At 63.8% G+C, this 11,205-nt stretch carries 14 protein-coding genes; 6 read left to right on the top strand and 8 right to left on the bottom strand.

What is annotated here, in order from left to right; genetic code table 11:
* Positions 1-30 precede the first annotated feature (30 nt).
* The gene (locus FNL56_RS12035; RefSeq protein ID WP_143572967.1) at positions 31-213 is read right to left on the bottom strand and encodes a hypothetical protein; all 183 of its coding nucleotides are present in this window, start codon (positions 211-213) and stop codon (positions 31-33) included.
* 127 nt (positions 214-340) lie between these two features.
* Between FNL56_RS12035 and FNL56_RS12030 the strand changes: the two genes are divergently transcribed.
* Together FNL56_RS12030 and FNL56_RS12025 are read left to right on the top strand one after the other, a co-directional pair.
* On the top strand, positions 341-718 hold the full coding sequence (locus FNL56_RS12030; RefSeq protein ID WP_143572966.1) for a DUF5330 domain-containing protein: 378 nt from the start codon (positions 341-343) through the stop codon (positions 716-718).
* A 76-nt stretch (positions 719-794) separates the two neighbouring features.
* Complete coding sequence (locus FNL56_RS12025; protein WP_143572965.1) at positions 795-1,223, top strand: SufE family protein; 429 nt, start codon at positions 795-797, stop codon at positions 1,221-1,223.
* 131 nt (positions 1,224-1,354) lie between these two features.
* Here the strand turns inward: FNL56_RS12025 and FNL56_RS12020 are convergent, their stop codons facing one another.
* The 3 genes from FNL56_RS12020 to FNL56_RS12010 all read right to left on the bottom strand — a co-directional run bounded on the left by FNL56_RS12020 (position 1,355) and on the right by FNL56_RS12010 (position 3,512).
* Positions 1,355-1,948 (bottom strand): DUF6456 domain-containing protein, encoded by a 594-nt coding sequence (locus FNL56_RS12020; protein ID WP_143572964.1) that lies wholly within the window; start codon positions 1,946-1,948, stop codon positions 1,355-1,357.
* A gap of 150 nt (positions 1,949-2,098) precedes the next feature.
* Positions 2,099-2,512, bottom strand: coding sequence for a MucR family transcriptional regulator (locus FNL56_RS12015; RefSeq protein ID WP_143572963.1), 414 nt, complete (start codon positions 2,510-2,512; stop codon positions 2,099-2,101).
* A gap of 178 nt (positions 2,513-2,690) precedes the next feature.
* Positions 2,691-3,512 carry a DUF308 domain-containing protein gene (locus tag FNL56_RS12010; protein WP_143572962.1) on the bottom strand — a complete coding sequence of 274 codons (822 nt, stop codon included), beginning with the start codon at positions 3,510-3,512 and terminating at the stop codon, positions 2,691-2,693.
* A 367-nt stretch (positions 3,513-3,879) separates the two neighbouring features.
* On the opposite strand from FNL56_RS12010, the gene FNL56_RS12005 reads away from it, so the two are divergent.
* Entirely contained in the window at positions 3,880-5,529 is a 1,650-nt protein-coding gene (locus FNL56_RS12005; protein ID WP_143577844.1) for a glycosyltransferase family 39 protein, read from the top strand.
* Positions 5,530-5,618: 89 nt separating this feature from the next.
* Here the strand turns inward: FNL56_RS12005 and FNL56_RS12000 are convergent, their stop codons facing one another.
* On the bottom strand, positions 5,619-6,335 hold the full coding sequence (locus FNL56_RS12000; protein ID WP_143572960.1) for a DNA helicase: 717 nt from the start codon (positions 6,333-6,335) through the stop codon (positions 5,619-5,621).
* 337 nt (positions 6,336-6,672) lie between these two features.
* On the opposite strand from FNL56_RS12000, the gene FNL56_RS11995 reads away from it, so the two are divergent.
* Entirely contained in the window at positions 6,673-6,936 is a 264-nt protein-coding gene (locus FNL56_RS11995; RefSeq protein WP_143582014.1) for a CopG family ribbon-helix-helix protein, read from the top strand.
* Positions 6,936-7,289 carry a type II toxin-antitoxin system RelE/ParE family toxin gene (locus tag FNL56_RS11990; protein WP_143572958.1) on the top strand — a complete coding sequence of 118 codons (354 nt, stop codon included), beginning with the start codon at positions 6,936-6,938 and terminating at the stop codon, positions 7,287-7,289. The genes FNL56_RS11995 and FNL56_RS11990 overlap by 1 nt, the downstream gene beginning before the upstream one ends.
* 27 nt (positions 7,290-7,316) lie before the next feature.
* On the opposite strand, the gene FNL56_RS11985 is transcribed toward FNL56_RS11990, so the two are convergent.
* On the bottom strand, positions 7,317-8,285 hold the full coding sequence (locus tag FNL56_RS11985) for a DMT family transporter (protein WP_143572957.1): 969 nt from the start codon (positions 8,283-8,285) through the stop codon (positions 7,317-7,319).
* Between the two features lie 115 nt (positions 8,286-8,400).
* Between FNL56_RS11985 and pdxR the strand changes: the two genes are divergently transcribed.
* Complete coding sequence (pdxR, locus tag FNL56_RS11980; protein WP_143572956.1) at positions 8,401-9,900, top strand: MocR-like pyridoxine biosynthesis transcription factor PdxR; 1,500 nt, start codon at positions 8,401-8,403, stop codon at positions 9,898-9,900.
* A gap of 33 nt (positions 9,901-9,933) precedes the next feature.
* On the opposite strand, the gene FNL56_RS11975 is transcribed toward pdxR, so the two are convergent.
* Together FNL56_RS11975 and FNL56_RS11965 are read right to left on the bottom strand one after the other, a co-directional pair.
* Positions 9,934-10,134 (bottom strand): hypothetical protein, encoded by a 201-nt coding sequence (locus FNL56_RS11975; RefSeq protein WP_143572954.1) that lies wholly within the window; start codon positions 10,132-10,134, stop codon positions 9,934-9,936.
* A gap of 583 nt (positions 10,135-10,717) precedes the next feature.
* The gene (locus FNL56_RS11965) at positions 10,718-11,203 is read right to left on the bottom strand and encodes a hypothetical protein (protein ID WP_143582013.1); all 486 of its coding nucleotides are present in this window, start codon (positions 11,201-11,203) and stop codon (positions 10,718-10,720) included.
* Positions 11,204-11,205: the final 2 nt, after the last annotated feature.

Below are 11,205 nucleotides of genomic sequence, written 5' to 3'. Positions count from 1 at the left end.
GGAATTAAGCGAACGCTAAAACACGGGACCTCAACGCCGGCCTTCGCGATTGGGTGCTGTTTTGCCGGGGTTTTGCGATTTTCTTCCAATGGGATGGTGAACGACAGGTTTAGAGCGGCGCGCACTTATGGTTTCGAAAGTATGGATGAAGGCGGCGTCGCGTGGCGCGACCCGCACATCCATCAATGAAAAATTTACGTCGAATCGAACCATGCGTTTTTTCGGCCTATTTTCGACGATTTAACGACATCGAAAATACTTGGCCTTTATCGAGCCATGCTAGCTGTGGGCGACGCGATCAATCGCCACGACAGACGTGAAGACACCAACGGGGTACGCGATGTTCTTCCTGCTTCGCATGGCATTCTGGCTCGGGCTGGTGCTCGTGCTGCTGCCCAGGGACAAGACGCCTGAGTCGGACAAGCAGCCCACGCTCGGCACCTCCGAGGCGATGTCGGCGGCGGGGGCGGCGGTGTCCGACATGAGCCAGTTCTGCACGCGCCAGCCGGCCGCCTGCGAGGTCGGCGGCCATGCCGCGACCGTGCTCGGCGAACGCGCCAAGGAAGGCGCCAAGAAGATCTATCAGATCATCACCGACAAGAAGCCCGACACCACCGGCTCGATATCCGGCGAAGACGACGTGCCGGACGACAGCGCGGCCGCACGGCCGGACACGCTGGTGCCCGACGATCTCGCCGCCGAATGGCGGGCGCCGTAGCGGCGCGGCTGTCAGGAGCGGTCGCTTTCCCCGCCGTCTGCCCCTATATAGGGCTGGCAACCAGAAGCGGGCCCCGATGACCACTATCGACGACATTCGAGACAATTTCGAACTGCTGGAAGACTGGGACGACCGCTACCGGTACGTCATCGAGCTCGGCCGCACGCTGAAACCGCTGCCAGACGCCGACCACAACGCCGAGAACAAGGTCAATGGCTGCACCAGCCAGGTCTGGCTGGCGCGCCAGTTGGCGCGCAGCGACGCCGGCGAGCCGGTGCTGAGCTATCTCGGCGACAGCGACGCCCACATCGTCCGCGGGTTGATGGCGATCCTGCTGACGCTGATGTCCGATCGCCCGGCGAAAGACATTCTGGCAACCGACGCGATCCAGGTATTCGACGAGCTCGGCTTCAAGGAACATTTGACGCCGCAGCGCTCCAACGGCTTGCGCGCCATGGTCGACCGCATCCGCAGAGATGCGACGGAAACGCTGGCGACGACTTAGCTGTCATTCCGGGGCGCGAGAGCGAAAGCTCGAGGGAACCCGGAACCCCGATATGTTCAAAACATCTCGGGATTCCGGGCCTGCGCCATCCGGCTGCGCGTCTGTCGCATCCCGGAACGACAGCGTGTGACCTAACTCTCGAACGCCACATCGTCCGCCAGCCAGGTCCGCAGCTTGGCGCCCCGCCCCCGCGTCTCCGCGGCGAAACCATAATGCCGCGCCAGCCGGTCCAGCCCGAGTTGCAGCACGATCTTGGCCGAGCGCGCCGGCCAGCCCCGCTCGCGCTCGACGTCCTCGAGCCCGCGCAGGAAACAGCAGACATCCATCAGCACGCCGGAAAATTCCGGCCCGCAGGCCTCCATGGCCTGGCTGAGCCGCTGCCGCGACGTCACCATCACGTCGGTCATTTCGGCCGGGCTGGCGCCCGAGCCGCGTGGCCGGCCGCCCGGCGCGTCCCAGTTCGCGGTCATGCGCGGCGCAAGATTGCCGCGGGTGAAGTCGGCCCGCAGCTTTTCTCCGGCGATGAACTGGTGCGGGCTGATCATCGCCCGCCCGTCGCGGCCCTTCCGCCTGGCCAGCCAGGCCAGCGGGCTCTCGCTGTCATTGACCAGCACGGCGGCGACGCCGTCCTCGGTCAGGATCTGCCGCGTCTCCAGCGACAGATGCCGGGCGCGCTGCGGGTCGATGGTCTCGGACGGACGTTTCGGCGGGCGGGAAGCTTTCATCGGACACCTCGTTTAGGATAATAATCCAACACACCCCAATCGAGGACACAAGTCCTTTTTGTCGCAATCTCGATATTTATTCCTAGACGGTGACAGACGGCTCGCGGCGCCGCGGGGCGCCTTCGGTCATGACCGTGGGTCGGGTGAGACTTACTTGCGGCGGCGGCGCTGCTGGCCGAGGCCCATCTTCTTGGCGAGCTGCGAGCGCGCCACCGCATAATTCGGCGCCACCATCGGGTAGTCCGGCGGCAGACTCCATTTTTCGCGGTACTGTTCCGGCGTCATCGAATATTGCGTGCGCAGATGCCGCTTCAGCGATTTGAAGCGCTTGCCGTCTTCCAGGCAGACCAGATAGTCCGCGGTCATCGACTTCTTCACCGACACCGCGGGCTTGCTCGGCTCGGCGGCGACCTCGACCTTGCCGCCCGACACGCGCAGCAACGCCGCATGGATCTGTCCGATCAGGGCCGGCAGTTCCGCGGCCGGCGTCGGGTTGTTGCCGACATAGGCCGCCACAATGCTGGCCGTGAGCTCGATCACATTGCTGCCTGCGGTCTCGGCCATGTCAGTCTTTCGCGATTTCGGGACGTCGTTTCTACTTGAAGACTATGACCGATGGCTCGCGATGATAACAATAACGAAGGTTTGATCGACGGCTATATTTGCAGTGGAAAGACTAGAGGTGGGTTCGCCCGCAAGCGCAGAGCGAGGCAGGCCTGGGATCGCTTCGCCTGCGCCGTCGCTACGCCCGCTGGTCGAGGTGTTCGCGCAGATCATCGATCGAGGCGAAGCGCATCATGCCTTCCGGCATCTGCGCCTCGATCGAGCCGTCGGAATACAGCGAATAGGCCATGCCATCGACGACGCCGGATTTCAGCACGGTGACCGCGTCAGCCTCCGCCGCCGGCGCTTCACGGCGCGGCGGAGCCGGTGGCACATAGCGCTCCGGGATCAATGGCGGCTCGGCGGCGGCGGGACGGCCCGGCAGTTCGGGACGGGCACGCTCGGCCGGCCAGGCCTCGGTAAAACCCGGGCGGGGTGCCGACTCGGACGGCTTGCCATCGGCTTCGGCGGCGCCGCGTTCGGCCTCGGCGCGCTCGCGCTCGCGGCGCGTCGAGGAAAACAGCAGGTTGCGGCGCTTCGGCTCCTCAGGTTCCTCGGCAGCGGGCGCTTCCGCCGGCACGGCGCGATTTCGCGACGCGTCGTCCTGCCACGGCGGGGTGCCCCCTGCCCGCTCGGCGGCAGGCTCGTCGCGGCTGAACAGCGGCCGCGTCGCCGGCGCCTCGGTGTCGTCGGACGCCTTGTCCGGGCCTGGGCCCGGCAATTCGTGGCGCGGCGGTCGCGGCATTGCAGTTGCCGCGCTGTCCACGGCAGCGGGCACAAAATTACGGATTTCGCGCACCACGATCGCCAGGCTGATCATGATCAGGCCGGTGCAGGCACCGATCGTGCCGGTCAGGATCAGCGTGTTGCCAAAGCCGAATTCCTTGACCGGGATCCCGAGCGCGATCGCGACAAGACCCGCAAGGATAACGCCGATACCGGCAATCAGCAGCAAAATCATTGTCTTGAAACTCCCGCGCAACGTTGGGCGTGTCGTTCGCCGGTGTCACAATAACGACTAACGCCGCAGATCGCCAAATGGCAAAGCCGGATTCACAGCTTCTGCGTCTCACAGGCTTCCGAACAGGCGCGCTGTCGTTCAGCCGACGTTCAAATATAACGCCGTAGGTTGCAGGTCCATCGGGCGTGGCTCACCACGCGAATTGCAGGATGAATGCCTTGAATAGGGCACGAATACTGCACTGCATTAAGAACTATCGGCCACAATTGCAGATTACGACGTCCGGAAAGTGCGCTATATCGATGCCGGGGAAGACGCTCACAGGGCACTGATGTGAGCATCGGGGGATACTGGGTTACCAACCATCATGTCATCCATCACGACTTCGGCCATCGACCTGCCGCAACGGCGCTCGGTGGAACGGACCTGCGACGACCTCGCCATACTCACGCTGGTGGTCGTCGGCATCGTCGCGGGCTTTACCTTCCGCGATTACGGCCTCGGCTGGGACGACTACACCCACGCTGAATACGCCGACCTGCTGCTGAAGATGTACGGCACCGGGTTCAAGGACCTCAGCGCGCTGTCGTTCGCCAATCTCTATATGTATGGCGGCGGCTTCGACATGGCCGCCGCCCTGTTGCACAGAATTATCCCGCTGGAATTGTTCGAGACCCGCCGGCTGCTCGGTGCCGTGGTCGGCATCATCGGCCTCACGGTCACCTGGCGGCTCGGCCGCCGCGTCGGCGGCGCTGTCGGCGGCCTCGCCACGCTGCTGCTGCTGGCGCTGTGCCCGACCTTCTACGGCCACATGTTCATGAATCCGAAGGATGCGCCCTTCGCGGTGTCGATGGTCATCCTGATGCTCGGCCTGGTCCGCCTCGCCGAGGAATATCCGAAGCCCTCGGCGCGCACCGTGCTGATCCTCGGCCTCGGCGCCGGCCTCGCGATCGGCTCGCGCATCCTCGCCGGCCTGGCCCTGATCTATACGCTAATCGGCTTCCTGCCGCTGTGGGCCGGCGACATTCGCACCCACGGCTGGCGCGAAGCCGGCCATCGCTTTCTTCACGTGCTCTACGTGCTGATCCCAGGCCTCGTGCTGGGCTATCTGGTGATGGGGCTGATCTGGCCGTGGTCGATCCTCGAGCCCGGCAACCCGGTGCATGCGCTGACCTACTTCTCGGCGTTCTTCGAGAAGCCGTGGAAGGAAATGTTCGACGGCGCGATGATCTCGGTGCCGGACATGCCGTGGTCCTATCTGCCGACCTTGTTCGCGCTGCAGCTCCCCGAAGTGCTGCTGTTCCTGACGCTCGGCGGCGTGGTGCTGACGATCTTTTCGCTGTCGCGCGACGACGTGGCGCCGCGCCGCAAGACCATCCTGCTGATGCTGACTTTTGCAGCGATGCTGCCGCTCTTGATCGCGATGGTGAAGCGCCCGGCGCTGTATAACGGCATCCGGCATTTCATCTTCGTGATCCCGCCGATGACCGTGCTGGCCGGCGCCGCCTTTGCCTGGGGCATGGACTGGCTGCGCGTCAACCACCGCGGCGCGCAGGCCGCCGTGGTCGCCCTGTTCTCGTTCGGCCTGGCGCTGCCGATGGCCGAGATGATCCGGCTGCATCCCTATCAGTACACGCATTTCAACTACATCGCCGGCACGGTGCGCCAGGCCGATGCGCTGTTCATGCTGGACTATTGGGGCCTCGCCTTGAAGCAGGCCTCCGATGCGCTGAAGCAGGAGATCATCGAGCGCCAGGAAAGCCCGCCCGTGGGCCGAAAATGGAAGGTCGCGGTATGCGGCCCGCAGCGCCCGGCGCAGGTGGCGCTCGGCCCGGATTTCACGATCGGCTGGGACAGCCAGTCGGCCGATTTTGCGATGACGCTCGGCGAATTCTACTGCAAGGGCCTCACGGCGCCGGTGATTGCCGAGATCAAGCGCGACGACGTCGTGTTCGCGAAGGTCTACGACATCCGCGGCAGCAGTATTTCGAGCCTGCTGGCGATCCCGGCGCCGTAGGGCTTTGCTCCTTGTCCCGGACGCGGTGCGGCCCTCTGTGCCGCTCCGCAGAACCGTGACCGTACGCTGCTCCGAGTCTGTGGCCGCCGTTAGGTCCGCGCCGCTTGAAATCTCACCTCGCCGTTGTTCAGAAAACACGTCTTGCTGAACAGGCTTAGATCGACCGGATTGGGCAATCGCACATCTGCAAGATCCGGGCATGGCTTAGCCGACGGATCGAATTTGCGATCGATCTGCGAGATGAACACGAAGATCAGACCCTGTCGGCGCGCAAACGCCTGCAGCGCGAAGACCTGCACTCCCAGGTCCGGATTGCCGCGCTTCTGGTCCAGTAGTTGAAGGTAGTCGACCACGACCAGCGTGCCCCGCGGCGCGTCCGCCAATGCCGCGATGATGTAGTCGGCGCTGATGTCGTCGGAATTATCGAAGCCGAACAGGCCGTCGAAATCCGCGGGCGCGACGCCGATCGCACGAAAACGATCGAGCACGTCGCATTCGGCATATTCCAGCGAGAAGAACACGCTCTGCCGGCCCGCCTTCATGGCTTCCACTGCCAGTTTCAGGCTCATCAGCGTCTTGCCGTGCCCCGGGCGTGCGCCCACCAGCACGAGATCGCCGGCCGACAACTGCGCGAACAATCCTGTTACCGGCGCAGCCGTGGGTACGCGCGCCACCAGCAGGCTCCAGGCGGCAAAGCCTTCTTGCGCGGCTATCCAGTCAAGTGCCGCATGCAGGGGAATGCGCTCCTTGCGCGCCAGAATTCTGGCGCTGCGCTTGAGTTGGTGAATCGGTGCGGAAAGGCGCATGTCGTGAACCTCCTGATGCGAGCGATGTCACAACCCCTCCTTATGCGTATGCTCGAACAGTTGGTTCAATGAGCGCAGAGCCCTGCATGCAAAATGCTTTCCCGACGGAGGGGGGAGGCGTGGACCGCGCCAGAATCAGAGTGTAGTTGAATTCCACCGACAGGCAATTTTTGCCTTCGCCGCATCGTACGGATCGAATCCAGCGTCGTATGCCCAGTCGCCGAAGTGTTGGAATAGGCCCCCACGGGCCTGCAAGGTCTCGTGATGGCCTCACCCTTCAAGCCATAGACTAATCTCGAATTTGTAATACACTGTATTACAAATCAGGAGTCATCCGATGGCCGTCGAATTGTCCGATCCGATCTCGATCCGCCTGCCACGCGATGTTCTTGCCGCGGTTGAGCAGGTCGCCAAGACCGCGGACCGGAGCAGGAGCTGGGTGCTCGTTCATGCGCTACGGCGCTACCTGATGACGGAAGGCGCCGATATCCTGGCGGTGGTTGAAGGTCGCGCTCAGATCGCCAATGGTGATGCCCACGACATGGACGACGTGCTGGATGACATCGAGCGCATCATCCGGAAACCTGCCGACGTCGCCTGATGCGCAAGGTCCGGCTGTCCGGAAATGCCCGCGCTTTTCTGCAACGCGAAGCAAAATACCTTCGCGAGCGCAGCCCGACCGCGGCAGAAGCGTTCCTCGAACGGCTCCGCGAAGCGCGACGTAACCTCGCGCAATTCCCGGAAATTGGCCGCAGGAAGGCAGCGCTGCCCGTCGAAGGGGCCATGCGGCTGATCGTTGCCGATTACATCCTCGATTACGATCTGGTCGCAGGCGGCGTCGAGATCGCATCCATTCGCCATACGCGGCAGCTCGATCCCGACTTGGAATATGAAGCTGATCTGGACCTGGAAATACGACCGGACCCATCATCTGCGCAGGAACGTGACTCGTAGGGTTCAACAGGTGCGCCTGCAAGCGCCTCAGGAACCGGCCGGAGCGCGGAGTGTCATTCCGTTTCGGACGACGTTCGCGCCGGCGTGGCGCGCAGCAGCACTGCGCTGCCCACCCCACACCGTCCCCAACGCGATGCCTCCCAGTATCATCGCCATCGCCGCCAGCAGCGACGGGCTGACGGGCTCGCCGAGCAAAAACGCTGAAGCCGCGACGCCCATCACCGGCGTGGCCAGCAAGCCGAGCGAAGTAACCGTAGCCGGCAGGCTGCGGTTGATCAGCACCAGAGCCCAGTGCGCCAGCGCGGTGCCGATCACGCCGGCGAACAGCAGCGCGCCGGCAAGTTCGCCGGTCCACACGATGTGCGGCACACCGTCAACCATCAGCGCGATCGCCGCCAGCAGCAGCGTCGCCAAGAGCGCCTGCCAGAACACCAGTTGAAACGGCGACGATATCCAGTTGTGGCTCCGGACGTAAACGATATTGGCGGCCCAGCACAGCGAGGCGAGCAGCAGCAGTCCATTTCCGGTCAACGCCTGCCGGTCGCCCCAGTCGAGCGCCAGCGGATTGAACATCAGTGCGACCCCCGCCATGCCCACGACGATTCCGGCGACGCGCTGCAGGCTGATCCTCTCGCGCAGCAGCAGCCACGCCGCCGGCGCCACCCACAGCGGCGTGGTGTAGCCGAGCACGATCGAGCGGCCGACCGGGACTACCTGCAGCGCGAAGCACACCAGCACCGAGAACGCGCCCATGTGCAAAACGGCAACGGTGAAGACCACCGGGATGTCGCCCCGGCGCGGGACGATCAACTGGCCGCGCGCCAGCAACATGACGAACAGGGCGACCGTGCCCACCGCCGAGCGCAGCGTGGTGGTCCACAGCGGCGAAATGCTTTGCACCAGGGTTTTGGTCACAACCCAGTTCACCCCCCACGCCACCACCACGACGGCGAATAACAGGAGCGCGGTCCGGCGCGAGAGAAAGTCATCGGTCATTGATTGATCGTCCCGGTCACGGTGCGCCGCTTCGGGCACTCGACAGCGCCACGACGCTAGGCTTTACTGGCCTGCAACAAAGATCCATTTTTATAAATATGACTGGGCCAGTCAGTTGGGCGACATTCTTGCAGGTTTGATCGATGTCGAGCGCGGCGACGTCACGCTGACGCGGCAATTGTACGATCAGCTGCGCGCGACGATGCTGAGCGGCGCTTGGCCGCCGGGCCATCGGCTGCCGTCCAGCCGCGAGCTGGCGCGGCAGCTCGGCCTGTCCCGCAACACCGTTTCCGGGGTCATCGACCAGCTCGCCATGGAAGGCTATCTCGACGTCGCGCAGGGGCGCCGCCCCACCGTGACGGCCACCAACGCGTCGAAGCTGGTCGGCGGCCGAACGATCGCCCGCCAATCCGCGAAACCGCTTCACGCCTCGCGCTGGGGCGAACGCTTGCGCATTGCCGACTGGCCGTTCCGCGAGGGCCCGCCGCGCCCGCTGGCGCCGGCGCATGCCGATGCGCGGGCGTTTCCGCACGACATCTGGGCACGCTGCCTGCGCCGCGCGGCGCGACATGCGCCGCATGGCACAGCCGGCGTCAACCGCGCGTCCTTGCGATCGGCCCTGCTCCGGCATCTCGTCGAACATCGCGGCGTGCGCGCCGACAGCAGCCAGATCATCATCCTGCCTTCCGCGCAGTCGGCGGTCGAACTGACGGCGCGCCTGGTGCTCAATGCCGGCGAGATCGCCTGGGTCGAGAGCCCCGGCTATGGCGGCGCGCGCGCGGCCATGCAGTCGGCGGGCGCCGATGTGCGCGGCGTCAAGCTGGATCGTGGTGGCCTCGATTGGAAGGGCCGTCGCGACAGGCCTCGGCTGATCTTCGTGACCCCGTCCCACCAGCATCCCACCGGCCGGCTGATGCCGATCAACCGGCGACGCGAGCTGCTACGCTTTGCCAACGAGGCCGGCGCCGCCGTGATCGAGGACGACTACGACAGCGAGATCCACTATGACGGCCGCCCGATTGCATCGCTGCAAGGCCTCGACGATTCCGGCCGCGTGATCTACATCGGCACCTTCTCGAAATCGACGTTCGCCGATATCCGGTGCGGCTACGCCATCGTGCCGCCCGACCTGGTGGATGTGTTCGAGACCGCGCAGCGTCACAGCGGCCAGATCATGCCGGCGCCGGTGCAGGACGCGCTGGCCGAATTCATCGATGACGGTCACTTCGCAGCCCACATCCGCAAGATGACGCGCATCTACCGCGCCCGCCGCGACCGCCTGATCGCAACGCTCACAGCCGTCGCCGGTGCGCATCTGACGCTGGAGCCGCCAGCCGGAGGCGTGCAATTGCTGGCGCATCTGGATTCCCGCTGCGACGACCGTGCGATCGCCACACGGCTGGCTGCGGCCGGCGTCACGGCGCGCCCGCTGTCGCCGCATTTTACGGGCGAGGTCGGCGGCCGCGGCCTGTTCCTTGGCTTTGCCGCATGGAACGAAGCCGAAATCGACATCGCCGCCGCGACCATCGGCCGGGTGCTCGGCGAAATGATCGCGCCCCCTCGAAAGCGCCGATCCAAAGCACCGGCCAAGCGGACTCCGCCGCCAACGCCATAGACCAGCGCCGCCGTCCGGCACCCGCCTCCGTCTTCAGTGCCGGACCGCCGTGGCGCTGCCTTGGGTGCAGCGGAGGTCGAGGGCGAAGCGGATCTTGTCATTGTCGAGCAGGTAGTCGGCCTCGCGAATGCCCTTGTCGAGCAGCGCCTGCTGAAGCCCGTGCCAGTCCGCGAACTGGCCCGTGCCGGCCATCCTCAGCGCCAGCCGATAGACATCGATGTCATGTTTCTGCATGGTTACACTCCGTCGTTGTGCAGCGATATCATCGCACCTTGCGTCACGCCCGCCATGCGCAAAATCAAATCATCGTCCGTGATGGCCGTCTTGGGCACATGACTGCCGCGCAAATAGGTAGTGGGTTAGTTTGAAATTCCGTCTGGAGTTCGACCAGCCCGCGTGCGATTATGACCACATGTCATACAAGAACCATTTTACCATCGAGCTGGAGTGCCCTAAGTGCGGCCATGCTGGAGCCGCGAAGGTCCATGAGAACGACTATCCCGGATCGAATGACGATTCTGTTCACTATGATTCCATGCCGGATGGCATGGCGTTCGACTTGGGAGGGGTCAAGTGCAAATGCGGCGAGGTATTTAGTGCCCCATAACCCCAAGCGCCCCCGCGACCCAAGCCAGCTTGCTAAATTCATCGTCGATCTGGCGACGGGGGAAGCTGAGACACTACAGGCGACGCCAAAACAAACGGCGGCGCGGAAAGGCGGCGTAAAGGGTGGTCCAGCGAGAGCTAAATCTCTGACATCTGAGGAGCGATCAGAGATCGCGCGGACGGCAGCAAGCGCCCGCTGGAAAAAGTCAGATTAGACCTCTTCTTCCTCGTCAACGACCTCGCTGGCCTTCCGCCACTCTACGTCGGGTGTGAAGTCGAGCGCCATTTGGATGGGCTCCAGATCATGGTTTTGCGCGTTCCAACGGTCGGCATCGTAAGTGAGATGGACCGCATCACCGACCATTTGCTCGCGCCGCTTGGTAAGTGATCGATGCATTTGAGGCCTTGTTGCATCTTCAATATCAACAAATACAAAAGAGACTTGCCCATCTGCATGTTCAATCGGCAAGGAGTGATAGGCCCGATACGGTCTTTTGGTTTGTTCGTCCCGCCGCAGATCTTCCCGCGCCGCGACGCTGATTTCACGAGCCAAAAGCTCTAAAGGGCTTTTCGGCTGAGGCAATTCAACGCCGTTTCTCAAAGCAAACTCAGCAATTTTCTTGGGATCAAGCTCCGTTTCACCGGACTTAATTCTGTAGAGTGCGATAATTTTCTGAAGCTGCTTTTTACCGGCCATGG

Origin of the sequence: Tardiphaga sp. vice304, from assembly GCF_007018905.1 — a bacterium.
Classification (GTDB): Bacteria; Pseudomonadota; Alphaproteobacteria; order Rhizobiales; family Xanthobacteraceae; genus Tardiphaga.
Note: the sequence above shows the minus strand (reverse complement) of the source record. Positions and strands in the feature narration are given on the sequence as shown.